The sequence below is a fragment of the Agarivorans sp. QJM3NY_30 genome (assembly GCF_050870855.2).
Lineage (GTDB): Bacteria > Pseudomonadota > Gammaproteobacteria > Enterobacterales > Celerinatantimonadaceae > Agarivorans.
Genome location: NZ_CP194038.2, coordinates 4,184,202 through 4,209,356, shown reverse-complemented (window position 1 = coordinate 4,209,356; position 25,155 = coordinate 4,184,202). Strand labels below are relative to the sequence as shown.

Here is a 25,155-nt window from a genome sequence, read left to right as displayed (position 1 = left end):
GATAGACAAATATATTAAGCTAAGCTGGATCTGTTAGATCTAGCTTAGCTAATAAAGTTCAACGAATTAGCCCGCTTTACGTTGCGCTTCGGTAAATAAACCTGATGGTTCGTTAGAGTAGTCTTTAGGTTGTGCTTCTGTTTCTGTCGCCACCGTGTCATCTAATGCTAACTTTTGCTGATAGTCGGCAAATAATTGCGGTTGAGCGACTTCATCACCGATTAAAGCTTTCGATTGACTCGCCATATGCTCATACATGCCTTGATATTGCTTGGCCATGTCTTCTAATAACTGGGCACTGGCAGAAAAATGTTGCTGAACTTGTTCCTTATAGCTGTCTAATTCGGCTTTATTGTTCTCGAATTCTTGTTTCATTTTGGCATCGTTAACAACAGGCTTAGACGCGACACGACTAAGGAAGAAGCCAATAGCGACACCAATAAGAAGAAAAATTATACTGCTAATTGCGCTCATATTATTCCTTTGTTGATCTTGATGAACTTTCAATATACTTGAGAATGCTTTCACATGGTACTATCAATTCTGCTCTAATTTTAGTGGGTTTTAGGAATAGGGAAAGGATGACACCACAGCTTCAATACCAACAAGATTTACAGCGCAGTGATTTTATCCATGACAAGGCGCAAGCCTATGCAGTTGCTCAACTTCAGCAGATTTTTCAGCAATTAACTGATAATACTCAGCTTGAAATCGAGTCGCCATCATTATTTGGCAAATTTAAAAAGCGTTTTGTGAGCCCTCCAAAGCTAAATAAGCCAAGGGTCAAGGGTTTATATATGTGGGGCGGCGTTGGTAGAGGTAAGACCTATTTAATGGATACCTTTTTTAACTGTCTGCCTGTTGAAAACAAAATGCGGGTGCATTTTCATCGTTTTATGCAACGAATTCATCAAGACTTAAAGCAACTTGCTGGCCATCGAGATCCGCTGTTAGCGGTTGCTGCCGGGATCCGAGCAGAGGCGGAAGTGATCTGCTTTGATGAGTTTTTTGTATCAGATATTACCGATGCAATGTTATTGGGAACTTTATTTGAGGCCTTGTTTGCGCAAGGGGTTACCTTGATCGCAACCTCTAATATCCCACCAGAAGAGCTCTATCGAAATGGATTACAACGTCAGCGCTTTCTCCCAACGATAACTCTGATTCAAGAGCATTGTCAGGTTATTAATGTGGATGGCGGTCATGATTATCGAATGCGTACGCTTACCGAAGCAGAGATATATCACTACCCTTTAGGTGAGGCGGCGGAGCAAAATTTGGCTCATTACTTTATGCAATTGTCCAATGAGCCGAGGCAACATTTAGGCGAGATTGAAATTAATCAGCGGATGATTGGTTTTGTCAACGAAGCCGACAGCGTCATACATCTGGAATTTGCTGAGCTATGTGAAGGGGCTCGTAGTCAACTTGACTATATTGAATTGGCTAAGCTTTATCATACCGTGTTGTTGTCTGGGGTGGTTTCGATGAACGCTAAAAATGATGATGCAGCACGCCGTTTTATTGCCCTGGTTGATGAGTTTTATGAGCGTCATGTGGCCTTGATTATTTCTGCCGAAGTCGAAATGTCAAAACTGTATCAGGGGGGACGCTTAAGTTTCGAGTTTGAACGCTGCTTATCTCGCTTACAAGAAATGCAATCCCACGAATATCTTGAGAGAGAACATTTACCGTAAATAAAGTCGATTAGGGGTGGTTTTTTTTTGTACTTCCCCTATAATCTTGCAACCCCACGTTACATGTCACCGATTTGGTGATACTAACAGTCCAGCTTACTCCGTATTCGAAGGGATATAATGAGTGGCTATTTTCACGTTTGTGGTTTCACAAACACGTGTGTAACAGTTATTTGGGTTATATATACAAATGAAAACTTTTGTAGCCAAACCAGAAAGCGTAAAACGCGACTGGTATGTTGTTGATGCAGATGGTAAAACTCTGGGTCGTATCGCAACTGAAATCGCTTCTCGCCTACGCGGTAAGCATAAAGCTGAATATACTCCTCACGTTGATACTGGTGATTACATCATCGTTGTTAATGCAGAGAAAGTAGCCGTAACAGGCAACAAAGCGAAAGGTAAAATTTACCACTCGCACACTGGTTACCCTGGTGGTTTGAAATCAATTAGCTTTGAAAAGTTGATTGAGAAAGCACCTGAGCGTGTTATCCAGTCTGCAGTGAAAGGTATGTTGCCAAAAGGTCCTCTAGGCCGTGCAATGTTCCGTAAACTGAAAGTATTCGCTGGACCTGAGCACACTCATGCGGCTCAGCAACCACAAGTATTAGACATTTAAGTTACGGAATTTTAATAATGGCTGAGAATCAATACTACGGCACTGGCCGTCGCAAAAGCTCTACTGCTCGCGTATTTATGAAAGCAGGTAGTGGTAAAATCACAGTAAACGACCGCACTTTAGAAGTTTACTTTGGCCGTGAAACAGCTCGTATGGTTGTTCGTCAACCACTAGAGTTGACTGAATTGTCAGAGAAAATTGACTTGCTCATCACTGTTAAAGGTGGTGGTACTACAGGTCAAGCTGGTGCTATCCGTCACGGTATCACTCGTGCACTTATGGAATATGACGAAAGTCTACGTCCTGAATTACGTAAAGCTGGCTTCGTTACTCGCGATGCTCGTAAAGTTGAACGTAAGAAAGTGGGTCTACGTAAAGCACGTCGTCGTCCGCAATTCTCTAAACGTTAATTGCTATCACACGATATGTTACAAAAAGCTCGGCTATGCCGGGCTTTTCTTCATTCTGAAACGTTAAAATCTTTGATTTCCCTTGTCAATTTGTGTGTTTTTTATTACTATTTTGTTCGCATTTATCTGCAATAATGTAGTACTACGTAAATGCAACCAGTAGCAGAAAAACGCTACCTTGTGCAGTAAGCCGCAAGGAAAATTACAATAATTGCGCGGATCCTTACCGGAGAGACATTGGATGAGCAACGCTCCAGTCGACGCTGGCCGACGTCGTTTCCTCACCTGGACAACAGCTGTTGTCGGTGGTGTAGGTGCAACGTTTGCCGCAGTACCTTTTATCAGTTCATGGAACCCTAGTGCTAAAGCTAAAGCAGCAGGTGCACCAGTGGAAGTGGATATTAGTAAAATAGAACCAGGACAGTTACTTCGTGTTGAATGGCGCGGAAAACCTGTTTGGGTGGTGAAACGCCCTCAAGCTGTTTTGGATAATTTAAGCACTATTGGTGATAAGTTACGGGATCCTCAATCAGAGGAACCTCAGCAACCCGATTATGCCACCAACGAGTACCGTTCTATTAAGCCCGAGTTGTTTATTAGTGTCGGGATTTGTACTCATTTAGGTTGTTCTCCTACCTACTTGCCGGGCAGTTTCGCCGAACAAGTAGAAGGCGTGGAATACGGGTTCTTCTGTCCTTGTCATGGCTCTAAATTTGATATGGCTGGACGTGTATTTCAAGGCGTACCTGCCCCCCTAAATTTGGTTATTCCTCCTCATTATTACATTGATGAGACAACCGTTTTAGTTGGTTTGGACCAGGGAGAAGCATAAGATGAAAGCACTTATCGCTTGGATCGACGAAAGGATCCCGTTGACGAAAACCTACAATAAGCACGTAGGTCAGTATCCAACACCGAAAAACTTTAATTTTTGGTATATTTTTGGCTTCATTGCCATGGTGGTGTTAGTTAACCAAATTCTTACTGGGATATGGTTAACTATGAACTATAACCCATCGGGTGATGGGGCATTTGCATCGGTCGAATACATCATGCGTGATGTCGATTACGGCTGGTTATTACGTTACATGCACTCCACCGGGGCTTCGGCTTTCTTTGTGGTGATTTATCTGCACATGTATCGTGGTTTGATTTACGGCTCCTATCAAAAACCTCGTGAATTAATATGGCTGTTTGGCATGTTAATTTTCTTAGTGTTGATGGCCGAAGCATTTATGGGTTATTTACTGCCTTGGGGACAAATGTCCTATTGGGGCGCGCAGGTGATTATTTCACTGTTTGGCGCAATTCCGGTGATTGGCGACGATTTGACCCTGTGGATCCGAGGTGACTATGTAATCTCTGGGGCCACGCTCAATCGCTTCTTTGCCTTACATGTGATTGCCTTACCATTAGTATTGGTGATGTTGGTGTTCTTGCATATTGTCGCCTTACACGAAGTTGGCTCTAATAATCCCGATGGTATCGAGATCAAAGCGAACAAAGATGAGAATGGTTGGCCGAAAGATGGTATTCCTTTCCATCCTTATTTTACGGTTAAAGATTTAGCCGCCATTGTTGGTTTCTTATTTTTCTTCTGTTGGGTGATGTTTTTCTTCCCCGATGGCGGAGGTTATTTCTTGGAAGCTCCAAACTTTGAAGCCGCTAACCCGTTGAAAACGCCGCCTCATATCGCACCCGTTTGGTATTTTACCCCGTTTTATGCAATTTTACGGGCGGTGCCGAACAAGTTGGCGGGAGTTGGCTTGATGGGGGCATCCATTGTGATCCTGTTTGTGTTGCCGTGGTTAGATCGCTGTAAAGTGAAATCGATACGTTATCGCAGTACCTTGCATAAATTGAATATTGCTCAGTTTATTATTTGTTTTGTGATTTTGGGCGTTCTGGGGGCTTTGCCATCGACACCCGCTTTAACGGTATTGGCGCAAGTCACTTCATTTGGTTATTTTGCTTACTTTTTACTGCTGTGGATTTACAGTAAAAACGAAAAAACCAAGCCACTTCCAGACAGGGTGACCAAATGATGAAGAACTTTTTTTTAGCATTCGTGTTACTTGTTCCTAGTTTAGCATTTGCATCTGGCGGCAATGAACACTTAGATGAAGCCAATTATGATTTAAGCGATAAAGCCTCATTACAAAATGGCGCCAAATTGTTTATGAATTATTGTTTCGGCTGTCACAGTACTCAGTACCAACGATATAATCGAGTGGCCGAAGATTTGGGTATTCCTATTAATTTAATGCAAGAAAACTTGATTTTCACCGGGGTAAAACCGGGCCAATTAATGGAAAATGCTATTCCAGAGAAAGATGCTGCCAAATGGTTTGGCGCTGCGCCACCTGACTTAACGTTAGTTGCTCGAGTCAGAGGTGCAGATTGGATCTATACTTATTTACGTTCGTTTTATGTTGATGAGAGCCGCCCATTTGGGGTGAACAATATAGTTTTCCCAAGTGTCGGCATGCCGCATGTTTTGCAAGAGCTGCAAGGGGTGCCTAGCGCGGTCTATGAGCAGAAAATGATCGATGGTGAAGAACATCACGTCTATGTTGGCATCGAATCTGATGGTAGCGGCGAGATGAGTAATGATGAATATGATCAAGCGGTTTTAGACTTAGTTAACTTTTTAGTTTATTCTGCTGAGCCTATTCAACTTGAACGTAAGCGCTTGGGTTACTGGGTGTTGGGTTTCTTATTTATCTTCTTCATCGTTAGTTATTTATTGAAGAGAGAATACTGGCGCGACATACATTAAGTCGTAAGCGAGTGTTCAGTGATCGGCAACAGCAGTTATGCTGTTGCCGTTTGTGTATTTTTTTTTATGGTTTTTGGAGGGTTCAATGGCTGTAGCTGCCAATAAGCGTTCGGTAATGACGCTATACTCTGGTGCTAACGACTTATATAGTCATCAGGTACGCATCGTTTTAGCCGAAAAAGGCGTCAGCGTAGAGATTAATCAAGTTGACCCGGATAACTTGCCGGAAGATTTAATTGATCTGAATCCGTACAGCTCAGTTCCTACTTTGGTTGATCGTGAATTAGTTTTATACCAATCACAGATCATCATGGAGTATCTGGACGAGCGCTTTCCTCATCCACCATTAATGCCTGTTTACCCCGTATCTCGTGGTTCTAGTCGTTTGATGATGCATCGCATCAAGAATGATTGGTACAGCCTAGTGGCGCAAATTGAGAAAGATCAAAATGCGGATGCTGCACGTAAACAATTAACTGAAAGTCTATTAACTATCGCTCCGGTGTTTGCTGAGATGCCTTATTTCATGAGCGAAGAGTTTAGCCTCGTAGATTGTTATTTAGCACCTTTATTGTGGCGTTTGCCGACTTTAGGTATTGAACTACAAGGTATCGGTGCGAAAGAAATCAAATCGTATATGATCCGGGTATTTGATCGTGAATCTTTCCAAGCTTCATTGACTGATTCCGAACGTGAAATACGCGATGGGTTTCTTGGCTAATGAATATTGAAATGACGCCAAATCGACCGTATTTGTTACGGGCGTTTTTTGATTGGTTGTTAGACAATGAGCTTACGCCACACTTGGTTGTGGACGCGACACAGGCGAATGTGACAGTCCCTACTCAGTTTGTGAACGATGGTCAAATCGTGTTAAATATTGCACCTTCGGCAGTCGTAGCATTTGATATGGACCTGCACCATGTGGGATTTAATGCCCGCTTTGGCGGTAAACCATTTCAAATTTATGTACCTATGTCGGCTGTGGTTGCGGTTTATGCGCGTGAAAATGGTGCCGGCATGGTATTTGAGCCGGAAGCCGCTTATGAGGCGGAGCAAGTCGAATCTGCTGAACAGGCTGAGTCGCCTGAAAAAAGGACTGACGATGTACCTAAAAAGCCAAGCTTAACCATCGTAAAATAAAAAAAGCGCCTATTGGCGCTTTTTTATTGCTTAGCGATTATTTAATCGTCTGTCACCAGTTCAAATAATTTCACTACCTTGCTCACACCTGCTTCATTACGGGCAATATTAATTGCTAAACTCTGTTCTTGTTCGGTGACAAATCCAATCAAAAACACTTCGCTATCTTCGGTAATTACTTTTATTTTTCCCGGTGCTAATTCATTATCACTATAGATTTTTAGCTTGATTTTAGTGGTGATCCAAGCGTCATTGCTGCGAGTGCTTAACGATACAGGATCTTTGATTCGAACTTCGTTCAATACCTCTTGAACACCTTCTGTGGCACGAACGATTTGAGTTATTTGGTTGTAATTTTCTTGACTCGGAGTCTGTCCAACAATCAAAACTCGGCCACTTAAAGAGACGACCGAAAGTTTACTTTCTTGCCATATTTTTTCTGATTTACCCAGTGCGCTGAGGGTTTGTAATTCAATGGTTTGGTCATCGATTTGGGTGCCGATGGTTCGTCGGTCGGTCGCCGCACCAGCGGCGACGCTGGCCCCTACAACGACTGCTCCAGCACAGGCCTGTAGTAGGCCTGCTAGTACTACAATGGCGATAATTCGCAACATTCTCTAATCCTCTTGTTGGGGGAATAAGGTTCGGTCGATTAAGTCACATAAACTATTTAAGGCCAGCAGGTGTACCTCGTTTATTCTTATGCTTTGCTCTGCTGGGACTCTAACTTCAACATCTTGCTCGCTCAGTAATCCGGCCATTTCGCCGCCATCTTTTCCGGTGAGAGCGATAATGCTCATGTCGCGGTTCACCGCAGCTTCCATTGCTTTAATTACATTACGACAGTTACCAGAATCAGAAATAGCAACCAGTACATCACCTTGTTGTCCTAAGGCGCGAATTTGTTTGGCAAATACTTCGTCAAACGAATAATCATTGGCGATTGCTGATAATAAGGAATTATCGGTGTTGAGGGCTAAGGCTGGGAGGCTTGGGCGTTCGGTGTCAAAACGGTTTACTAAACTTGCGGCAAATTGCTGGGCTAAGGCAGCCGCCGAACCATTGCCAGCAATTAATAATTTATTCCCATTTAGCAGGGCGTGAGCAATGATAATGGTTGCTTTTTCGATGGCGTCTGGTAGCGCTTCGGCAGCAGCGATTTTGGTTTGAATACTCTCTCGGAATATCTCTTTAATACGTTCTTGCATGTTTATTCCCCAAATGCGTTTTGGAACCATTCTAGATAGGGAGCTTGTGCTTGTATGGCGATCACATCGAAACGCATGGCTGTATCAAATTGGTTTAAATTTTGTTGCTGTAAGTAGTATTGAGCACTTAGTATAATTCGGCGGATCTTATGTTGGTCAACGGCCGCGACCGCCCCTCCAAAAGTATTCGCACTACGATACTTTACTTCGACAAATACCCAAATATCGTTTTGTTTACAAATTAAATCTATCTCGCCGCGGCGGCAGTGATAATTTTTTTCAATCAGCTTTAAACCTTGTTGTGTTAGGTAACGAGCTGCTTGCTGTTCTGCTTGTTGCCCACTATTCAAGGGATTTTGGTTTTGCTTGGATGTCCAAGGGAACCAGTTTGCCATTTTCATATTGAGTCCAGATCAGCTGTCGAGCAACGAGACCTTTTGGATCAACACTTAAGTTGCCAGTAAGTCCCTGAAATTGATAGTCGGAATAGCCGCGCATTTGGGCTAATTGACCAATTAGGTTGAAGGCATCATAACCCAAAGCGTAAAGCCGTTTTTGAGTATCTGTTGAACTGGGCCAAAGCTGTTGGTAACGAATTGCGTTAACCGATTGTAGATCTAGCGCCCAAGGCATTTCACTGATTAGCATACCATCAAGTTCGTTCTCGCTGGTCTGGTCATTTTTGTTATAGCTGCGAGAGCTTGCATATAAGCGTGGGCTCATAGCAAAGGGACTCACCGTTACATCAATAAAGGCTTTGATGAGTTTAGTCTCGGTATTATCGCCAACTAAATATAAGGCTTGTGCATCGCTGCGCGAGCGCAGTTCGGTTTCCAGGTTTTGACCAATTATTTGTTTAAATTGATTGATGCGCTGTTGGCTTTGGTCGGTATGCAATAATTTGGTTACGGCCGCCTGTAATTGGCTACGATTGGCGTAATACACCACATCAACAGGCGCGGAAGAAAGCATTTGCCATTGCTGGCTAAATGCTTCTGCCATACGCTCTCCTAAGTTATTTTGAGGGACTAATAACAAAGGGTTCGTTTCTTCTCGCTGAGCCATGAATTGTGCAGCCTGTTTGGCTTCTGTTTCGGGAGACAAAGGAAAGAAAAAGCGTTGTTCGGTGTTACTACTGAGCACATCATTTAAGCCCAGCAGCGGAATAGTTGGTTGTAGCGTAAGTAGATTGGTTAATTGAGATTTAAGCAGCGGACCGAGGATAAAGTTGATTTGCTGTTCTTCCAATTGTGCATATAAATTTGCCATGGCTTGTGTTTGCGTATCAAAAAATATCAGTTGGGTATCGCTTGCGTTATTTTGCTGTTGGTCTAAGTAAGCCGAAATCAAGCCATCTTTTAGCGCTAAACCGTTATTTTTATATTTTCCAGACAAGGGGAGGAGCACCGCAATTTTCTTCGGTGAATAGGGTTCAATGCTTAAAGCTTTTGCTAGATCTCCATCAATATAATCGAGAGCAGGATGATTAGGATAGTCACGTTTCCACTGCTGCAATGCGGCAATTAGAGCCGCAGGGGATGGTTTAGGCTCATTGCTGATAGCCACAATCTCTAACCAGCCATTTTTTAAGTCACTAGAGACCTGTTGGAAGCTACGAAGGGTAAATGCGGTGAGTGGTTTGAGTTGTTGCCAAATCACTTGATGATTTGTGGCGCGCAGCGCTTCTGGTAAATAACGGTCCAGTTCTATATAAGCGCCTGCAGCGGCTAATGGGTTGTTTTGTTGTTTAAAGATATCACCACGCGTTTGGTAATAGCTTTGCCAGTAATCACGAGGCAAATCCCATATCGGGTCAAAGTCTAATAATTCTAAGGCTTGGGAATAGTGGCCTTGACGCTGCAGAGCGTAGCCTTGAACTAAGCGAAGCGCAGCGATACGTTGTGGGCTGTTGGTTTGAGCCTTTAACGATGAAACAATCGCATCACCAGCTTGGTATAAGCCCTGCTGGTAGTAAGCCTTCGCTGCGAGTAATTCCCAATCATAAGTATGCTGTAACTCTGCGATAGCCGCCTGGTCTAAATAAAATTGAGCATTGTGCTCTAAAGTTGAAGCTAAGGACGGTAGAGGTATAGCTGTAATCGGTTGTTTTGTTGGGCCAGTACTACAAGCCGCTAATAAAAGCACCACCGTTAAACTGACATAACGTAGTGCTGAAATCAGGTTCGTTTTCAAAGTCTATACCACCAGTATCGTTTCAATAGTGCATATAGTAAGAGGCTCGCGACAAATAATCCACAATCGCGGTGTTGAAAGATTGAGGCTAGCCCGTCTTTTCATTAAAGTAGGGGCCGAATTAACGAGAGGTACTCCCTATGTCCGCAATTGGAACTTTATATATTGTTGCAACTCCAATTGGCAATTTAGCCGATATTACTTTGCGTGCATTAGACGTACTCAAGAGCGTGTCGATGATTGCTGCAGAAGATACTCGTAATACAGGTCGTCTGTTGGCTCACTACGAAATTGGTACTCGTTGTGTGGCAGTACATGATCATAACGAGCAACAAAAAATCGCTTGGTTGGAGAAATGTTTGTTGGAAGGGCAAGACATTGCGCTTGTTTCGGATGCCGGCACACCACTGATTAACGATCCGGGTTATCACCTGGTGGCAGCGTTTCGTGCCAAAGGCTACACGGTGGTGCCGTTGCCTGGTGCTTGCGCTGCAATTGCAGCTTTATCTGTCGCCGGTTTACCCACCGACCGTTTTTTGTATGAAGGATTTTTGCCGGCGAAAAGTAATGCGCGTCAAGCTCGATTGGCTGAGTTACGTCAAGAGGTTCGTACCGTGGTTTTTTATGAGTCGCCACATCGTATTGTCGAAAGCTTAAAAGATATTGTTCAATGTTTGGGTGAGGAGCGCCAAGTCGTGATGGCGCGTGAGCTGACGAAAACCTTTGAGACGGTGAAATCTTTAGCTGCTGCTGAATTACTGGCATGGGTACAGGCCGATCCAAATCAGCAAAAAGGTGAGATGGTCTTGATCGTGGCCGGTTTTGATAAATCCACTCAGGGCTTGCCTGTGGAAGCGCTAGATACCTTGAGTTTGTTACAACAAGAACTCCCTTTAAAAAAAGCCGCCGCTCTCACTGCTAAAATTTATGGTTTAAAGAAAAATGCGCTTTACGAACATGGCCTAAATCACTCGAAGTAAGGGCGGAGAAAGCGCTATTCTTAAGTGCAGGAGTTTGCTATAGTCCGCCACCGGAGTTGGCTAGACAATCGCTGCTTCGTCGTTGTGTACTCTTTCGGGAGTGGCAAACGGGCGAAGGGGAGGAAAGTCCGGGCTCTATAGGGTAGGGTGCCAGGTAACGCCTGGGAGGCGCAAGCCTACGACAAGTGCAGCAGAGAGAAGACCGCCGATGGCGACTCTTTCTTCGGAAAGGGTTGATACAGGTAAGGCTGAAAGGGTGCGGTAAGAGCGCACCGCACAACTGGTAACAGTTTGTGGCGAGGTAAACTCCACCCGGAGCAAGGCCAAATAGGCCCCCTTAAGGCGCGACCCGCGTTGGGGGCGGGTAGGCTGCTTGAGCCGTTAAGCGATTAACGGCCTAGACGAATGATTGTTCACGACAAAACCCGGCTTATCGGCCAACTCCTACTTCTTTAAAAGCCCCGTTGCTAAAACGGGGCTTTTTTAATTTTTGATAAGTAAATGCTCGCTATCCCCTCCAACATTGACCCTTGTGATTCTAGTCTTGATAACTTTTTACTAAATAAAACGATTTATTTTTACTCATTTGTAGGCCCGGTTGCTTTGTATATCAGCCCTTTAGCTGAGGTCTTTGAATCCTTGGTGGAATTTTGTTCATTTTCTTGCTCATGGTCGCTTGCAAAGGGGGAGACTCGTCCTTAAACTTAGTGAATTGTGGGATAAAGTGGATCATAGTGGATCTATTACCCCTTTAAATCTGATATTAGCATGTGAGGGGAGTCAACACCGGATGTTACGCGGCGCAAGTTCAATCAATCTCGATGCGAAGGGGCGAATGACAATGCCCACGCGTTATCGTGAGTGGTTGATTGAAGAGTGCCAAGGGCAGTTGGTGTGCACCATTGATATCAATCATCGCTGTTTATTACTTTATCCACTGGCCGAGTGGGAAGAGATTGAGCGGAAGTTGAAGAAATTATCAAGTATGAATCCAGCTGAGCGTCGCTTACAGCGCTTGTTGTTAGGTTATGCGGATGATTGTGAGATGGATAAAAATGGGCGTTTGTTGATCCCCCCTCCACTACGCCAACATGCGAGTTTGCAGAAAAAAATTATGTTGGTCGGCCAACTCAATAAGTTTGAGCTGTGGTCTGAAGAGCAATGGCAGCAACAGATTGCTGCCGATATCGCCTTAGATGAGGATGTTGATATGTTAACTGATAACCTAAAAGATTTTTCACTTTAATATGAGTAATGAATTTGCCCATACCTCGGTACTTTTGCAAGAGTGTATTGATGGTTTAGCCATCAAAAAAGATGGTATTTACGTCGATGGTACTTTTGGTCGAGGAGGCCATAGCCGTGAGATCTTAAAGGCGCTTGGGCCGCAGGGGCGTTTGATCGCTATCGATAGAGATCCTCGAGCGATTGAAGCAGCGAAACAATTTGCCGATGATCCGCGTTTTCAGATTGTTCATGGTCCCTTTTCTGGCATCGAGCAATATATTAGCGAGTTAGGTTTAGCTAAAAAGATTGATGGTGTATTGCTGGATTTAGGGGTGTCATCGCCACAACTCGACGATGCAGAGCGGGGTTTCAGCTTTTTACGTGATGGTCCCTTGGATATGCGGATGGATACATCGCGAGGCCAAACGGCTGGAGAGTGGCTCACCCATGCTGCGGAAGAAGACATTACCTGGGTGATTAAAACCTTTGGTGAAGAAAAATTTGGCAAGCGGATCGCACACGGCATTGTTAACGCGCGTCAATTGGAACCGCTAACCAGTACCCTGCAGCTCGCCAAAATTATCGATTTAGCTTGTCCGGTTAAAGATAAACATAAACATCCTGCGACCCGCAGTTTTCAGGCGATCCGTATTTATATCAATAGTGAACTTGATGAAATCGAAAAGGCCTTATTAGGTGCAATGAACTGCTTAGCCACCGATGGTCGTCTGGCTGTGATTAGCTTCCATTCTTTGGAAGATCGGATGGTCAAACGTTTTATTCGAAAACAAGAGAAGGGTGAGCAATTCCCGCGAGGATTTCCGTTAACTGAACAACAGTTAGCCAGCGGTCGTTATTTAAAAAGTGTTGGGCGAGCGATTAAACCGAGTGCTGCCGAAATTGAAGTTAATCCGCGCTCGCGTAGCTCGGTATTGCGGATAGCTCGTCGCTTGTAATGAGCGAAGTTAACCGCCAGCCCAATCTGTTACGGGCGATACTGAAAGATTTTTGGCGTCATAAGCAGCAGCTAGGGCTACTGATACTGGTAGTGATCTCTGCTTTTGCAGTGGTTTGGACAACCCATCATACGCGGATGTTTGTTGAGCAAAGAGAACGTTTAATGATGAATCGCGATGCAATCAATGTGGAGTGGCGGCACCTACTCATTGAACAAAATACACTTGCAGAACATAGCCGTATAGAGAGTATCGCTCGAAAGCGTTTGGCGATGCATCGACCCAAGTTAGAAGAACAAGTGGTAATTAGTAAGTAATGAGCAATAAGGCAAATAAACAAGGACTGTTCATCCATTGGCGCTTTGTGCTAGTGATGGTCGTGGTTTGTTTGGTATTTACTGCCCTAGTAAGTCGTGCCGCTTATATTCAGGTGATCGCACCGGATAAACTGATCTACGAAGGGGATTTACGTTCTATTCGTACCAAAACCGGTTATGCGGAACGAGGTGTGATTACCGATCGTTTTGGTAACGAACTTGCGGTAAGTGTACCTGTTCGTGCTATTTGGGCGGATCCGAAGCATGTGGTTGAGCAAAATAGCTTCGCAGATGGTGAAGCTTGGGCCGCCTTAGCCAAGGTGTTAGAGACCGATGTCGCTAGTTTACAGAGCCGTGTCAGCGATCCGCATCGGCGTTTTGTATATTTACAGCGACAGGTAAGTTCCGCAGTAGCGAATTATGTTGATAAACTCAAAATCAAAGGTGTTTATCTCAAACCTGAATCAAGAAGGTTCTACCCTACTGGCGAAGTGAGTGCTCACTTGGTTGGTTTTACTAATATTGATGACCATGGTCTGGAAGGGATTGAGGGAAGTTACGACGACTGGCTTACCGGTGAACCGGGTAAGCGCCAAGTTCGAAAAGATCGACTGGGTCGTGTGGTTGAAGATCTTGCGGTTATCCATCAAGCCAAGCAAGCGCAAGATATTGCCTTGAGCATTGACCAGCGTATTCAAGCCCTAGCATATCGTGAGTTGAAGAAAGCAGTGGCTGATACCCGAGCGACTTCGGGGAGCGTTGTGGTATTAGATATCGACACCGGTGAAGTCTTGGCAATGGTCAATAGTCCTTCATTTAATCCGAACAATCGCAATGAATTTCAAAGTTATCGCTATCGTAATCGCGCGATCTCCGACAGTTATGAACCAGGTTCGACGGTCAAACCCTTATCGGTACTTGCAGCATTGGAAGCTGGTCATGTTAAAACCAATAGTATGATCAATACCAATCCCGGGTGGATGCGCATTGGTGGCCGTCGAGTCCGTGATTCTCATAATTATGGTGAAATCAGTCTTACTAAAGTGATTCAAAAGTCGAGTAATGTTGGAACCAGCCAGTTGGCACTAAAAGTTGGTGTTGAGGGTTTGCTGGATACATTTTATCGCGTCGGTTTTGGCAATGGTGCAGGCTTAGGCTTGGTGGGGGAATCGGCTGGATTGATGCCACAACGTCGACGCTGGTCTGATTTTGAATTGGCAACCTTGTCCTTTGGTTACGGTTTAATGGTCACGCCGCTCCAATTGGCACAAGCCTATGCCACGATTGGCGCTGGTGGCATATTTCGCCCCGCATCGATTATTAAGTTACAAAAAGCGGCGCCGGGTGAACGGGTTTTTAAAGAATCCACTGCCAAAGCGGTGTTACAGATGATGGAGTCTGTGGTCCATGAAGGTGGCACAGGGCTTAAAGCTGCTGTGCCTGGATTTCGTATCGCCGGTAAAACCGGAACTAGCCGTAAAGCGATTCGTGGTGGCTATGGTGATGATTATGTGGCGATCTTTGCTGGAGTCGCGCCTGCGAGTCACCCTAAGCTTGCGGTCGTGGTGTTTGTGAATGAGCCCAAAACGGACAGCTATTACGGTGGCGTGGTTGCGGCACCAGTATTTTCTAAAGTGATGCAGGCTGGATTGCAATATTTAAATGTCGCGCCAGATGACGATGACGGTCGTATTGTGAAGTTGAGTGGGGGCGTTGATAGTGAAACCTGATTTATCAGCACTACTCGCAAAATTTGCCGTGACTCAGGCGCCTAAGCTGAGCTTTGAGCACTTATCCTTGAATAGTCGTGAGCTTCGTTCTGGCGATGTATTTGTGGCTATTCATGGTCATCAGGTCGATGGTCGTGATTACATCGATGCAGCCATTATTGCGGGTGCCGTAGCTGTGATCGTTGAAGCTGATACTGAACAACAGCATGGTCAAATTGAATGGCGTGGAGAGATCCCCTGTATTGCCTTCTGGCGTTTAAGTCAGCAACTCTCTCAGTTAGCCTCTGCCAGATACTTTCCTGAGGGGAATCACTTAAATCTGGTCGGAGTGACTGGAACCAATGGTAAGAGTACTGTCACTCATCTGATTGCTAATCTGGCCAATTTAAGCGGTATTAAAGCTGCAGTGATGGGGACCTTGGGAAATGGTAAGCCTGGTCAGCTCGAGCAGAGCCATAATACCACCGCTGATGCGATTACGATTCAACGTCAGTTGAGTGAGATGCAGCAACAGGGCTATCAATTAGTGGCGATGGAAATATCTTCCCATGGTTTGGTACAACAACGGGTTGCAAGTGTTCCTTTCTCGGTCGCTATTTTTACCAATCTCAGTCGCGACCACCTCGATTATCATGGCAGTATGGCTGAATATGGCCGTGCTAAGCAGGCCTTGTTTGACTGGCCAAGTTTGCAGTGTCGTCTGATTAATGCTGACGATGGTTTCGGAAAGCAATTACTGCAGCATTACCCTGATGCCCAAGCTTTGTCCTTAGAAGATAGCAGAGCACAATGGCAGATCGCTGATTTACACTTTAGTGAACGCGGTGTTCGTGGTTACTTGCTAAGTCCCGAGGCAAGCCATGAACGGGTTGCGTTACACAGTCCCCTATTGGGGCGGTTCAATGCCGAGAACTTGCTCAGTGCGATTGCTTGTCTTCACCACTTTGGGGTCGATTTAGCAAAACTAATGGATTTACTTCCTTGTTTAAATGCAGTACCGGGTCGGATGGAGTTGTTTGTCGGAAAATCTTCGGTAGTGGTGGATTATGCGCATACTCCGGATGCATTAGATAAAGCCTTGACGGCCTTACGTTTACATTGTCGCGGGAAGTTGTGGTGTATCTTTGGTTGTGGCGGCGACCGTGATAAAGGCAAGCGGCCTTTAATGGCGGCGGTTGCCGAGCAAAAAGCTGACCAAGTCATCGTGACGGATGACAATCCTCGTTACGAAGATGCGGTGGCGATTGTTGAAGATATCATGGCGGGCTTTTGTCATCCTGAGCGAGTCGCGGTTGAACATCAACGGACCGTCGCGATTCAACAGGCCATTCAGCAAAGTGGTTCACAAGACATCATCTTGGTGGCAGGAAAAGGCCATGAGAGTTATCAAATTATTGCTGCGCAAGTTTTCGATTATGACGAGCGGGCGGTCGTACAAAGCTTAGTCGGGAGAGCACAATGATCCCATTGAAGCTGTCTGAGCTGCTCAAGCCCTTGCAAACTAAACTAATCGGTGATGATCAGACCATACTGAGGGTTGATACTGATTCTCGTAAGCCGATGCCACAAAGTCTGTTTGTCGCCTTAAGCGGTGAACGTTTCGACGCCCATGACTTCGCTGGGAAAGCCGTCGAACAAGGTGCTATTGCTTTGGTTGTGGAACGGCTTCTGCCGCTCGATGTACCGCAATTAGTGGTCGCTGACTGCCGAATAGCCCTAGGTTTGCTCGCGAGTTATTTACGTGAAAAATTGAGCTTGCCTTGTTGCGCAATCACTGGCAGTAATGGCAAAACTACCGTGAAGGAAATGACGACAAAGATTTTAGCGCAGGCTAAATCGGTGTTAGCTACTCAAGGTAATTTTAACAATGACATCGGTGTTCCCCTGTCGTTATTGCGAGCCACCGAACAACATCAAGTGGGCGTGCTTGAACTGGGCGCGAATCATATGGGTGAAATTGCCTATACCGTGGCCTTGGTGAAACCGCGGGCAGCACTGATCAATAATGTGTCAGCCGCGCATATTGAAGGTTTTGGCGATCAAACGGGGGTATTACGCGCTAAATCAGAGTTGTTTGTTGGTTTGGCGAAGGGCCAAGTGGCGATCTGTGAAGCTGGCGCTGATTATCAGCAGCCGCTGATGGATGCGGCCAGCCCAGCCAAGGTTCAACTATTTTCTTTGGATCAGCCGAATGCTGATTTTTACGCCAGTGAGATCCACTCATTGGGTCTCTCGGGAAGTCGGTTCACCCTCAATACACCCCAAGGTCGAGTGCAAGTGCAGATAAACCTTGCGGGTCAACATAATGTGAAGAATGCGGTGGCTGCGTCTGCTTTGGCTATCGCGATGGGGGCGAGTTTAAGCGAGGTGAAATTAGGCTTGGCCGACTTGGAGGAAGTCCCTGGGCGGGTGAATGTGCAGACGCTTAGTCCACAGCTTCAGTTGATTGATGATAGTTATAACGCCAATCCCGCTTCATTTAAGGCGGCTGTCGATATTTTAGCCAGTTTTGAGGGTAAGCGCTTGCTTATCGCTGGCGCCATGGGAGAAATGGGCGAGCAAACGGAACTGGCGCACAAAGACTTAATTGCGCAAGCACTTGACAGAAACATTAGCTTGTATTCTTATGGCGCGTCTTTTCAGTCGGCGCTGGCCGATTTAGGACGTTCAGAGCTGGTTTTTGACTCCCACGAGCATTTAATTTCGCAGCTGATTGAGGACTTGAATCAGGCGCCTAATCAGGCTTGTTTGATATTGGTGAAAGGTTCTCGTTCAAGCAAAATGGAAACGGTGGTCCAGCACTTACAACAATATTATAAGAAGGGTTTCGAATGTTAGTTTGGTTAGCTGAATATCTGCAGCAATATTACAGCGGATTTTCGCTATTTGGTTATTTAACCTTTAGGGCGATTGTGAGTATCTTAACTGCCTTAGTGTTTGGCCTGTGGATGGGACCGAAGCTTATCCGTAGTTTACAACGTTTGCAGATTGGACAAACGGTACGTAACGACGGTCCTGAATCTCATTTAAGTAAATCTGGGACACCGACCATGGGCGGCGTTCTGATCATCGCTTCGGTATTTTTATCGACCCTGTTGTGGGCTCGTTTAGACAATCCTTACGTGTGGGTGATGCTGTTTGTGTTTGGCAGTTACGGCGCCATTGGTTTTATCGACGACTATCGCAAAGTGATCCGCAAAGATCCAGCTGGCCTAATCGCGCGCTGGAAGTATTTTTGGCAATCGGTGGTTGCTTTAGTGGTGGCGCTTTACCTATTTTGGAGCGCAGATTCAGCAGCGCATACCCAGTTGGTGTTGCCATTTATCAAAAATGTGATGCCACAGCTTGGCTGGTTATTTATTCCCCTGACTTACCTCGTCATAGTTGGTAGCAGTAATGCCGTTAACTTAACCGATGGTTTAGATGGCTTGGCAATTATGCCCAGTGTGATGGTGGCCTCGGCCTTTGCCTTAATCGCTTATCTTACCGGACATGTTAATTTCTCAAGTTATTTGTTCATTCCTTATATTCCTGCCGCCAGTGAATTGGTGGTGGTGTGTACCGCGATGGTCGGGGCTGGTTTAGCCTTTCTTTGGTTTAATACCTATCCAGCCCAAGTATTCATGGGCGATGTTGGCTCGCTTGCCTTAGGGGCAGCCTTAGGTACGGTTGCGGTGCTGGTGCGCCAAGAGTTGCTGTTGGTGATTATGGGGGGCGTGTTCGTAATGGAAACGGTTTCGGTGATCTTACAGGTTGGCTCTTATAAGCTGCGTGGTCAGCGGATTTTCCGTATGGCTCCAATTCACCATCATTATGAGTTGAAAGGCTGGCCTGAGCCTCGAGTGATTGTGCGTTTTTGGATTATTTCATTGATTTTAGTGTTGATTGGTCTTGCGACTTTAAAAGTAAGATAACAGATAGGATTGAGTGGGTTGGTGAGTAAATTACAGTCACAAAAGCGATATGCGGTGGTTGGCCTTGGTGCTAGCGGACTCAGTAGTGTCCGTTTTTTGCTGCGTCACGGGATTTCTCCCTTGGTTTGTGATACCCGAGCAGAGCCACCGGGTTTGGTTAATTTGCCCACTGAATTGCCAGTAATTTGTGGCGAGCTGCCTCTGGCTCAATTACTCGATTGTGATGTGGTGATTGTCAGTCCTGGTGTTGCCTTGGCCCACCCGGTTCTACAAACCCTTGCCAAAGCAGGCATTGCTTTGATCGGTGATGTGGAGTTGTTTAGTCATTATGCGGCAGCACCAGTGGTGGCGATTACTGGCTCTAACGGCAAGAGTACCGTTACTACACTGCTAGGCGAAATGGCTAAACAGGCCGGTCTTAAGGTGGCGGTTGGCGGTAATATTGGCGTGCCCGCGTTGGATTTGCTCAATGATGAGGTGCAGCTATATGTATTGGAGTTATCAAGTTTCCAATTAGAGACCACCGAACATTTGCAGACGGCAGCGGCCACTCTACTCAATGTTAGCGAAGATCATATGGATCGCTATGATGATTTAGGTGCTTATATTGCAGCGAAGCAAAAAGTCTATCAGCACGCGATGACCGCAGTTGTGAACTTGGATGATGTTCAATCGACACCAATTACCACGACTGAAAATAGACTTAGTTTTTCTGTCACTCAGCCTGCCGACTTTTGTCTTAGCTGCGATCAAAAACAGTTACTTCGCGGAACTAAAGTACTGCTTGATATTAGCGATTTGGCCTTAGTTGGAACCCACAATTATGCCAATATACTGGCAGCTCTCGCCTTAGCTGAGTCGCTCGCCATTCCCATGCAAGCTTGCTTAGCCGCGGTAAAGCAGTTTGCTGGCTTAACCCATCGCTGCCAATTGGTTTCTCGTAAAAGAGATATCCGGTGGATTAATGATTCTAAGGCCACCAATGTTGGCGCCACTTTGGCGGCGCTCATCGGACTGAAAGATAGCGCGGCTCAACTCTGGTTGATTGTGGGCGGGGATAGTAAGGCTGGCGATTTAAGTGAGCTTAAGTCTGCATTTTCTGAAGTGGCAGGGGTGGTTGCCTTTGGTCGAGATAAGTTGCGTTTTCAACAATTGGATCCGCAAGTCGTCTTAGTTGATGACCTATCTGGAGCGTTGAATTGGTGCGCTGAACAAGCTAGAGCTGGTGATACGGTATTGTTATCGCCTGCCTGTGCCAGTCTGGATATGTATCGTAATTTTGAAGCGCGCGGTGAGCACTTTTGCCAATTGGTGGAGGCGCTATGAATTTACTTGCTAAACCACGCTTAGGATTTCAACTGTTGGTCAGTCGGTTTCAGGTGGAGCCTGCAGCGCGTGCCGAACCACAGTTATTCGATAGTCACTTATTGTGGTTAGCGCTATGTTTGATGGTATTTGGTTTAGTGATGGTGGCGTCTTCTTCTATCCCAGAAGGTATTGCCATCAATGACGATCCGTTCCGTTTTGCCAAGCGTCATGGTATCTACCTACTGATCTGCTTAGCGACGATGGCGGTGGTGGTGCAGATCCCGATCGCCTGGTGGCAGTCACATAACGCAACATTTTTGCTGCTGGCGGGGCTCGCGCTGGTGTTGGTGTTATTGGTGGGGCGAAATATTAACGGTAGTAGTCGCTGGATAGGTTTTGGTCCGATTAATATCCAGCCCGCTGAGTTTTCAAAGCTGGCGCTGTTTACCTACTTGGCTGGTTATTTGGTTCGCCGTCATGAACAGGTAAGAGAGAATTTAAAAGGTTTCTTAAAGCCGCTAGTGGTGTTTTTTCTGATGGCTGTTTTACTATTGGCGCAACCCGATTTGGGTAGCGTGATTGTGATGTTTGTGACGACGGTGGGCATGTTGTTTTTAGCTGGCGCGAAGCTGATCCAGTTCTTTGGTTTAATGTTTACCGGTGTGGTTTCGGTGGTGACTTTGGTGATTGCCGAACCTTATCGAATGCGTCGAGTTTCTTCGTTCTTGGACCCTTGGCAAGATCCCTTTGGTAGCGGTTATCAACTCACGCAATCTCTGATGGCCTTTGGTCGCGGAGATTGGTTGGGGGAAGGTTTGGGGAACTCAATTCAAAAACTTGAATACTTACCTGAAGCCCACACCGATTTTGTGGTGGCGGTGCTTGCGGAAGAACTTGGTTTTGTGGGGGTTTGTGCGGTACTCCTGTTACTCATTTTATTGGTTAGCCGAGCGATGAAAATAGGCAAGCAGGCTTTATTAGCAGAACAAGCTTTTGCGGGTTACTTAGCTTGCGGCATTGGTATTTGGTTTAGTTTTCAAACGATGGTGAATGTGGGGGCTGCATCGGGCTTGGTGCCGACCAAAGGCTTAACCTTACCTTTGGTGAGTTATGGTGGTTCCAGTTTGTTGGTGATGTCGATAGCGGTCGCAGTGTTATTGCGCATTGACCATGAGTTCCGTTTGGCTCGTTGCCAAGCCTATACGAGGGACTCCCATGGCTGAACAGAAGCGTCCCAAGTTATTGGTTATGGCCGGCGGGACTGGTGGTCATGTATTTCCTGGTTTGGCGGTAGCGGATCATCTGTGTCAGCAAGGTTGGCAGATATCGTGGTTGGGAACCGCCGAACGAATGGAAGCTCAGTTGGTACCGAAACATGGCTATGCTATTGATTTTATAAGTATCAAGGGGGTTCGTGGCAATGGCCTGTTGCGTAAGCTAGCCGCGCCTTTTAAGTTGTTGAATGCTATAAGGCAGGCGCTGTTGCTGATGCTGCGTTTGCAACCTGATGTGGTGCTTGGCATGGGCGGCTTTGCCAGTGGACCCGGTGGAATAGCGGCATGGTTGATGAGAAAACCTCTGGTATTACATGAGCAAAATGCCGCCGCCGGATTAACCAATAGAATGTTGGCCAAAATTGCCACTAAGACTTTGATTGCTTTTCCTGGTGCTCTCGCTAAGGGCAAAGTGGTGGGTAATCCGGTGAGACCTGCGGTATTGGCATTACCTGAAAAAAGCTTAAGTGAAAGTCGCGATTATAATCTGCTAGTGATTGGCGGAAGTTTAGGGGCGCAAGTTTTTAATCAGCATTTGGCTGCTGGAATTAAAGCCAGTGGTTTAGATCTTCGTATTTGTCATCAAGCGGGTAAAAATAAGTTGGCAAGTGCCGAACAAGCCTATCAGGATGCCAAGCTTGAAGAACACTTGAGTCAAGCGCCGAAAATAGTCGAGTTTATTGATGATATGGCAGCAGCTTACCAGTGGGCGGATGTGATACTCTGTCGCGCTGGCGCGCTCACTGTGTCGGAGGTGGCGGCCGCGGGTTTAGCTGCGATTTTTGTTCCGCTTCCCTATGCGGTGGACGATCATCAAACTAAAAATGCCCAATATTTGGTGGATGCAGAGGCTGCCCAATTGTTGGCTCAAAGCGATTTTTCGTCACAGCGGATAGCGACGATATTAAATGAATTTGCTGATCCGGGATTGCGCCATCGTTATGGTTGTAATGCGAGAAAGCAGGCGGCCGTTGATGCGACAGAGAAAGTCGCCGCAGTTTGCCAAGACTTAATGAAGAGTAGTTAGATGAGTAAAATTGAATTGGCCAAATTACGGACCATGATCCCAGAGATGCGCAAGGTGAAGCGGATTCACTTCGTGGGGATTGGAGGTGCAGGTATGGGGGGGATTGCCGAAGTATTGGCTAATGAAGGTTATCAAATCTCAGGCTCGGATCAGGCGCAAAATACAATGACGGATCGTTTGCTGACGGTCGGTGCTGAAATTTATGTTGGTCATGCTGCAAGCAACATTGCGGGGGCACACGTGGTGGTGGTGTCAACTGCGATTCGAGACGATAACCCAGAAGTTGTTGCTGCAAGAGCTGCTCGGATTCCGGTGGTTCGTCGCGCAGAAATGTTGGCTGAATTGATGCGCTATCGGCATGGAGTTGCCGTTGCGGGCACCCATGGTAAAACCACTACGACTAGTTTGCTTGCCAGTATTTATGCGCAGGCTGACCGTGACCCCACCTTTGTGATTGGTGGTTTGCTAAATAGCGCGGGTACCAATGCACGTTTGGGCAGTAGCCGTTACCTTATCGCCGAAGCTGATGAAAGTGATGCCTCATTTTTGCACTTGCAGCCGATGGTTGCAGTGGTCACCAATGTTGAACCAGACCATATGGAAACTTATGGTGGTGATGAAGCTCAGCTACATGCCACCTTCATCGATTTTTTACATAACCTGCCTTTCTATGGCGTGGCGGTGATGTGTATTGATGATCCTGGCGTGCAGGAGCTATTGCCTAAAATTGGTCGACATATTATTACTTACGGTTTTTCAGAGCAGGCAGATGTGCGGGTTCAGGCATTTGTGCAACAAGGTGACCGTTGCTCGTTTACGGTGCAGCGCATTGGTCGTCCAGCCTTAGAGATTGAGCTTAATATGCCGGGGCAGCATAATGCGCTTAACGCGGCGGCTGCAATCGCGGTCTCGAGCGAAGATGGTATCGAAGATCGGGCGATTATTGATGCTTTGAATGGTTTTGAAGGTATTGGTCGTCGATTCCAGCAGTATGGTGAATTTGCCACCGGCAATGGTTCTGCTCTGTTGGTGGATGATTATGGTCACCACCCAACCGAGGTATTGGCAACTCTGAAAGCGGCGCGAGCTGCTTGGCCAGAGCGGCGTTTGGTGATGGCGTTTCAGCCGCACCGTTATAGTCGTACGCGTGATTTATACGAAGATTTTGTGGATGTATTGGCTCAAGTGGACAGCTTATTGCTTTTGGAAGTGTATTCGGCAGGTGAGGATGTGATTGCTGGTGCGGATAGTCGTTCATTATGCCGTAGTCTACGCCAACGAGGTTTAGAGCCTATTTATGTGAAACAACCCGATGAATTGGCGAGTTTGCTTGCTGATGTGATCGAAGATGGTGATGTCGTATTAACCCAAGGTGCTGGTAATATTGGCGTCTTGGCGCGGCACTTGGGTGAGCTGCAGCTCAACATCAATAGAATGAAGAATAATTAATGGGTAGTTTAGTTATGAAACGAGTGGCGGTGCTGTTTGGTGGTGATTCAGCCGAGCGTGAAGTATCACTTAAATCGGGGCGCGCGGTGTTATCGGGTTTGCTTCGAGCAGGTATTCATGCGGAAGGTATCGATACTCAAGGTTTTGATCTAAACACGCTAAAACAGAATCACTATAGTCATGTGTTTATTGCCTTGCATGGACGAGGTGGTGAGGACGGTACTTTGCAAGGTGCCTTAGAATATCTGGGGCTTCCGTATACCGGCAGTCGGGTACTTGGTTCTGCCTTGGCGATGGATAAAATCCGTTGTAAGCAAATTTGGCAAACTCTTGGTCTGCCTACGGCTGCTTATCGGATTGTTGATCAAGCCTCTTATCAAGCTGCTCAGGCGGAAGATATTTTGCAACAGTTATCGGGAGTAGTGATTGTTAAACCCGCTTTAGAGGGGTCAAGCATTGGAATGGCCAAGGCGGAGACGGTTGAGCAGTTGCAACAAGCGATAGTGAGTGCTTTTGAATATGATACTCGAGTACTAATCGAACAGTGGATTAGCGGTGCTGAATATACGGTAGCCATTGTTGGGGAGCGGGTATTACCTTCGATTAGGATGCAAACACCGCATACCTTTTACGATTATCAGGCGAAGTATCAAAGCGCTTCCACCGAGTATTTTTGCCCAAGCGGTTTGGACGCGCAACAAGAGCAACAATTGGCAGAGATTGCGATGCAAGCTTTTAAAGCCACTGACTGTGAAGGGTGGGGACGAGTTGACTTGATGGCTGATCAACAAGGGAATTGGTATTTACTCGAAGTGAATACGTCCCCGGGAATGACCGAAAAAAGTTTAGTACCGATGGCGGCTGAACAGGCAGGCCTGAGCTTTGATCAGTTAGTCGCGAGTATTTTGGATTTGGCGCATTAAT

Annotated in this window: 26 protein-coding genes and 1 other RNA gene; 22 read left to right on the top strand and 5 right to left on the bottom strand. The window is 46.0% G+C overall.

The genetic code is table 11. The annotated features are described in order from the left end of the window. Positions 1 to 66: 66 nt before the first annotated feature. Complete coding sequence (locus ACRRSX_RS18985; protein ID WP_432456022.1) at positions 67 to 474, bottom strand: YhcB family protein; 408 nt, start codon at positions 472 to 474, stop codon at positions 67 to 69. Positions 475 to 581: 107 nt separating this feature from the next. Here ACRRSX_RS18985 and zapE point away from each other — a divergent pair, with 107 nt between their 5' ends. The 8 genes from zapE to ACRRSX_RS18945 all read left to right on the top strand — a co-directional run bounded on the left by zapE (position 582) and on the right by ACRRSX_RS18945 (position 6,648). After that, the gene (zapE, locus tag ACRRSX_RS18980; RefSeq protein WP_432456023.1) at positions 582 to 1,697 is read left to right on the top strand and encodes a cell division protein ZapE; all 1,116 of its coding nucleotides are present in this window, start codon (positions 582 to 584) and stop codon (positions 1,695 to 1,697) included. Positions 1,698 to 1,887: 190 nt separating this feature from the next. Beyond that, on the top strand, positions 1,888 to 2,316 hold the full coding sequence (rplM, locus tag ACRRSX_RS18975) for a 50S ribosomal protein L13 (RefSeq protein ID WP_432456024.1): 429 nt from the start codon (positions 1,888 to 1,890) through the stop codon (positions 2,314 to 2,316). A 17-nt stretch (positions 2,317 to 2,333) separates the two neighbouring features. Beyond that, positions 2,334 to 2,726 (top strand): 30S ribosomal protein S9, encoded by a 393-nt coding sequence (rpsI, locus tag ACRRSX_RS18970; protein WP_432456025.1) that lies wholly within the window; start codon positions 2,334 to 2,336, stop codon positions 2,724 to 2,726. Positions 2,727 to 2,967: 241 nt separating this feature from the next. Continuing rightward, complete coding sequence (gene petA / locus ACRRSX_RS18965; protein WP_432456026.1) at positions 2,968 to 3,558, top strand: ubiquinol-cytochrome c reductase iron-sulfur subunit; 591 nt, start codon at positions 2,968 to 2,970, stop codon at positions 3,556 to 3,558. 1 nt (position 3,559) lies between these two features. Beyond that, positions 3,560 to 4,771, top strand: coding sequence for a cytochrome b (locus tag ACRRSX_RS18960; RefSeq protein ID WP_432456027.1), 1,212 nt, complete (start codon positions 3,560 to 3,562; stop codon positions 4,769 to 4,771). Next, positions 4,771 to 5,505 carry a cytochrome c1 gene (locus ACRRSX_RS18955; RefSeq protein ID WP_432456137.1) on the top strand — a complete coding sequence of 245 codons (735 nt, stop codon included), beginning with the start codon at positions 4,771 to 4,773 and terminating at the stop codon, positions 5,503 to 5,505. Before ACRRSX_RS18960 ends, ACRRSX_RS18955 begins: the two co-directional genes overlap by 1 nt. Positions 5,506 to 5,590: 85 nt before the next feature. Next, positions 5,591 to 6,226 carry a stringent starvation protein SspA gene (gene sspA, locus ACRRSX_RS18950; RefSeq protein ID WP_432456028.1) on the top strand — a complete coding sequence of 212 codons (636 nt, stop codon included), beginning with the start codon at positions 5,591 to 5,593 and terminating at the stop codon, positions 6,224 to 6,226. A gap of 11 nt (positions 6,227 to 6,237) precedes the next feature. Next, complete coding sequence (locus ACRRSX_RS18945; RefSeq protein ID WP_432456138.1) at positions 6,238 to 6,648, top strand: ClpXP protease specificity-enhancing factor; 411 nt, start codon at positions 6,238 to 6,240, stop codon at positions 6,646 to 6,648. Between the two features lie 41 nt (positions 6,649 to 6,689). Here ACRRSX_RS18945 and dolP read toward each other — a convergent pair whose 3' ends face one another. From dolP to ACRRSX_RS18925, 4 genes are read right to left on the bottom strand one after another with little or no spacing between them, the layout of a single operon-like run. Then, on the bottom strand, positions 6,690 to 7,262 hold the full coding sequence (gene dolP / locus ACRRSX_RS18940; protein ID WP_432456029.1) for a division/outer membrane stress-associated lipid-binding lipoprotein: 573 nt from the start codon (positions 7,260 to 7,262) through the stop codon (positions 6,690 to 6,692). Between the two features lie 3 nt (positions 7,263 to 7,265). Then, positions 7,266 to 7,856, bottom strand: coding sequence for an SIS domain-containing protein (locus ACRRSX_RS18935; RefSeq protein ID WP_432456030.1), 591 nt, complete (start codon positions 7,854 to 7,856; stop codon positions 7,266 to 7,268). A gap of 2 nt (positions 7,857 to 7,858) precedes the next feature. Further along, the gene (locus ACRRSX_RS18930; RefSeq protein WP_432456031.1) at positions 7,859 to 8,257 is read right to left on the bottom strand and encodes a YraN family protein; all 399 of its coding nucleotides are present in this window, start codon (positions 8,255 to 8,257) and stop codon (positions 7,859 to 7,861) included. Next, a complete protein-coding gene (locus ACRRSX_RS18925; protein WP_432456032.1) occupies positions 8,199 to 10,049 on the bottom strand; it encodes a penicillin-binding protein activator in 1,851 nt (616 codons plus the stop codon). The genes ACRRSX_RS18930 and ACRRSX_RS18925 overlap by 59 nt, the downstream gene beginning before the upstream one ends. Before the next feature lie 140 nt (positions 10,050 to 10,189). Here ACRRSX_RS18925 and rsmI point away from each other — a divergent pair, with 140 nt between their 5' ends. The 14 genes from rsmI to ACRRSX_RS18855 all read left to right on the top strand — a co-directional run bounded on the left by rsmI (position 10,190) and on the right by ACRRSX_RS18855 (position 25,154). Further along, on the top strand, positions 10,190 to 11,029 hold the full coding sequence (gene rsmI / locus ACRRSX_RS18920) for a 16S rRNA (cytidine(1402)-2'-O)-methyltransferase (RefSeq protein ID WP_432456033.1): 840 nt from the start codon (positions 10,190 to 10,192) through the stop codon (positions 11,027 to 11,029). 52 nt (positions 11,030 to 11,081) lie between these two features. After that, positions 11,082 to 11,478: RNase P RNA component class A (gene rnpB, locus ACRRSX_RS18915), an RNA gene on the top strand. A 341-nt stretch (positions 11,479 to 11,819) separates the two neighbouring features. Next, positions 11,820 to 12,275 (top strand): division/cell wall cluster transcriptional repressor MraZ, encoded by a 456-nt coding sequence (mraZ, locus tag ACRRSX_RS18910; protein ID WP_432456139.1) that lies wholly within the window; start codon positions 11,820 to 11,822, stop codon positions 12,273 to 12,275. Between the two features lies 1 nt (position 12,276). Further along, the gene (gene rsmH / locus ACRRSX_RS18905) at positions 12,277 to 13,212 is read left to right on the top strand and encodes a 16S rRNA (cytosine(1402)-N(4))-methyltransferase RsmH (RefSeq protein WP_432456034.1); all 936 of its coding nucleotides are present in this window, start codon (positions 12,277 to 12,279) and stop codon (positions 13,210 to 13,212) included. After that, on the top strand, positions 13,212 to 13,529 hold the full coding sequence (gene ftsL, locus ACRRSX_RS18900; protein ID WP_432456035.1) for a cell division protein FtsL: 318 nt from the start codon (positions 13,212 to 13,214) through the stop codon (positions 13,527 to 13,529). Before rsmH ends, ftsL begins: the two co-directional genes overlap by 1 nt. Next, positions 13,529 to 15,259, top strand: coding sequence for a penicillin-binding transpeptidase domain-containing protein (locus ACRRSX_RS18895; RefSeq protein ID WP_432456036.1), 1,731 nt, complete (start codon positions 13,529 to 13,531; stop codon positions 15,257 to 15,259). The genes ftsL and ACRRSX_RS18895 overlap by 1 nt, the downstream gene beginning before the upstream one ends. Next, on the top strand, positions 15,249 to 16,721 hold the full coding sequence (murE, locus tag ACRRSX_RS18890) for a UDP-N-acetylmuramoyl-L-alanyl-D-glutamate--2,6-diaminopimelate ligase (protein ID WP_432456037.1): 1,473 nt from the start codon (positions 15,249 to 15,251) through the stop codon (positions 16,719 to 16,721). Before ACRRSX_RS18895 ends, murE begins: the two co-directional genes overlap by 11 nt. Next, a complete protein-coding gene (locus ACRRSX_RS18885; protein ID WP_432456038.1) occupies positions 16,718 to 18,097 on the top strand; it encodes a UDP-N-acetylmuramoyl-tripeptide--D-alanyl-D-alanine ligase in 1,380 nt (459 codons plus the stop codon). The genes murE and ACRRSX_RS18885 overlap by 4 nt, the downstream gene beginning before the upstream one ends. Further along, entirely contained in the window at positions 18,091 to 19,173 is a 1,083-nt protein-coding gene (gene mraY / locus ACRRSX_RS18880) for a phospho-N-acetylmuramoyl-pentapeptide-transferase (RefSeq protein WP_432456039.1), read from the top strand. Before ACRRSX_RS18885 ends, mraY begins: the two co-directional genes overlap by 7 nt. A 21-nt stretch (positions 19,174 to 19,194) precedes the next feature. Then, complete coding sequence (gene murD, locus ACRRSX_RS18875) at positions 19,195 to 20,499, top strand: UDP-N-acetylmuramoyl-L-alanine--D-glutamate ligase (RefSeq protein WP_432456040.1); 1,305 nt, start codon at positions 19,195 to 19,197, stop codon at positions 20,497 to 20,499. Continuing rightward, positions 20,496 to 21,704 (top strand): cell division protein FtsW, encoded by a 1,209-nt coding sequence (ftsW, locus tag ACRRSX_RS18870; protein ID WP_432456041.1) that lies wholly within the window; start codon positions 20,496 to 20,498, stop codon positions 21,702 to 21,704. The genes murD and ftsW overlap by 4 nt, the downstream gene beginning before the upstream one ends. Then, positions 21,697 to 22,782 (top strand): undecaprenyldiphospho-muramoylpentapeptide beta-N-acetylglucosaminyltransferase, encoded by a 1,086-nt coding sequence (gene murG / locus ACRRSX_RS18865; RefSeq protein ID WP_432456042.1) that lies wholly within the window; start codon positions 21,697 to 21,699, stop codon positions 22,780 to 22,782. Before ftsW ends, murG begins: the two co-directional genes overlap by 8 nt. After that, positions 22,783 to 24,231 carry a UDP-N-acetylmuramate--L-alanine ligase gene (gene murC, locus ACRRSX_RS18860; protein WP_432456043.1) on the top strand — a complete coding sequence of 483 codons (1,449 nt, stop codon included), beginning with the start codon at positions 22,783 to 22,785 and terminating at the stop codon, positions 24,229 to 24,231. Next, on the top strand, positions 24,231 to 25,154 hold the full coding sequence (locus tag ACRRSX_RS18855; RefSeq protein WP_432456044.1) for a D-alanine--D-alanine ligase: 924 nt from the start codon (positions 24,231 to 24,233) through the stop codon (positions 25,152 to 25,154). Before murC ends, ACRRSX_RS18855 begins: the two co-directional genes overlap by 1 nt. Position 25,155: the final 1 nt, after the last annotated feature.

What these genes read in the sequence shown, in the direction of transcription:
- ACRRSX_RS18985 (WP_432456022.1), bottom strand. Translation starts at nt 474, where the DNA reads ATGAGCGCAATTAGCAGTATAATTTTTCTTCTTATTGGTGTCGCTATT.
- ACRRSX_RS18885 (WP_432456038.1), top strand. Translation starts at nt 16,718, where the DNA reads ATGATCCCATTGAAGCTGTCTGAGCTGCTCAAGCCCTTGCAAACTAAA.
- ACRRSX_RS18935 (WP_432456030.1), bottom strand. Translation starts at nt 7,856, where the DNA reads ATGCAAGAACGTATTAAAGAGATATTCCGAGAGAGTATTCAAACCAAA.
- ACRRSX_RS18955 (WP_432456137.1), top strand. Translation starts at nt 4,771, where the DNA reads ATGAAGAACTTTTTTTTAGCATTCGTGTTACTTGTTCCTAGTTTAGCA.
- petA (WP_432456026.1), top strand. Translation starts at nt 2,968, where the DNA reads ATGAGCAACGCTCCAGTCGACGCTGGCCGACGTCGTTTCCTCACCTGG.
- murG (WP_432456042.1), top strand. Translation starts at nt 21,697, where the DNA reads ATGGCTGAACAGAAGCGTCCCAAGTTATTGGTTATGGCCGGCGGGACT.
- sspA (WP_432456028.1), top strand. Translation starts at nt 5,591, where the DNA reads ATGGCTGTAGCTGCCAATAAGCGTTCGGTAATGACGCTATACTCTGGT.
- zapE (WP_432456023.1), top strand. Translation starts at nt 582, where the DNA reads ATGACACCACAGCTTCAATACCAACAAGATTTACAGCGCAGTGATTTT.
- rsmH (WP_432456034.1), top strand. Translation starts at nt 12,277, where the DNA reads ATGAGTAATGAATTTGCCCATACCTCGGTACTTTTGCAAGAGTGTATT.
- ACRRSX_RS18960 (WP_432456027.1), top strand. Translation starts at nt 3,560, where the DNA reads ATGAAAGCACTTATCGCTTGGATCGACGAAAGGATCCCGTTGACGAAA.
- ACRRSX_RS18855 (WP_432456044.1), top strand. Translation starts at nt 24,231, where the DNA reads ATGGGTAGTTTAGTTATGAAACGAGTGGCGGTGCTGTTTGGTGGTGAT.
- rsmI (WP_432456033.1), top strand. Translation starts at nt 10,190, where the DNA reads ATGTCCGCAATTGGAACTTTATATATTGTTGCAACTCCAATTGGCAAT.
- rplM (WP_432456024.1), top strand. Translation starts at nt 1,888, where the DNA reads ATGAAAACTTTTGTAGCCAAACCAGAAAGCGTAAAACGCGACTGGTAT.
- mraZ (WP_432456139.1), top strand. Translation starts at nt 11,820, where the DNA reads ATGTTACGCGGCGCAAGTTCAATCAATCTCGATGCGAAGGGGCGAATG.
- ftsL (WP_432456035.1), top strand. Translation starts at nt 13,212, where the DNA reads ATGAGCGAAGTTAACCGCCAGCCCAATCTGTTACGGGCGATACTGAAA.
- ACRRSX_RS18895 (WP_432456036.1), top strand. Translation starts at nt 13,529, where the DNA reads ATGAGCAATAAGGCAAATAAACAAGGACTGTTCATCCATTGGCGCTTT.
- ftsW (WP_432456041.1), top strand. Translation starts at nt 20,496, where the DNA reads ATGAATTTACTTGCTAAACCACGCTTAGGATTTCAACTGTTGGTCAGT.
- murC (WP_432456043.1), top strand. Translation starts at nt 22,783, where the DNA reads ATGAGTAAAATTGAATTGGCCAAATTACGGACCATGATCCCAGAGATG.
- dolP (WP_432456029.1), bottom strand. Translation starts at nt 7,262, where the DNA reads ATGTTGCGAATTATCGCCATTGTAGTACTAGCAGGCCTACTACAGGCC.
- mraY (WP_432456039.1), top strand. Translation starts at nt 18,091, where the DNA reads ATGTTAGTTTGGTTAGCTGAATATCTGCAGCAATATTACAGCGGATTT.
- ACRRSX_RS18930 (WP_432456031.1), bottom strand. Translation starts at nt 8,257, where the DNA reads ATGAAAATGGCAAACTGGTTCCCTTGGACATCCAAGCAAAACCAAAAT.
- ACRRSX_RS18945 (WP_432456138.1), top strand. Translation starts at nt 6,238, where the DNA reads ATGACGCCAAATCGACCGTATTTGTTACGGGCGTTTTTTGATTGGTTG.
- rpsI (WP_432456025.1), top strand. Translation starts at nt 2,334, where the DNA reads ATGGCTGAGAATCAATACTACGGCACTGGCCGTCGCAAAAGCTCTACT.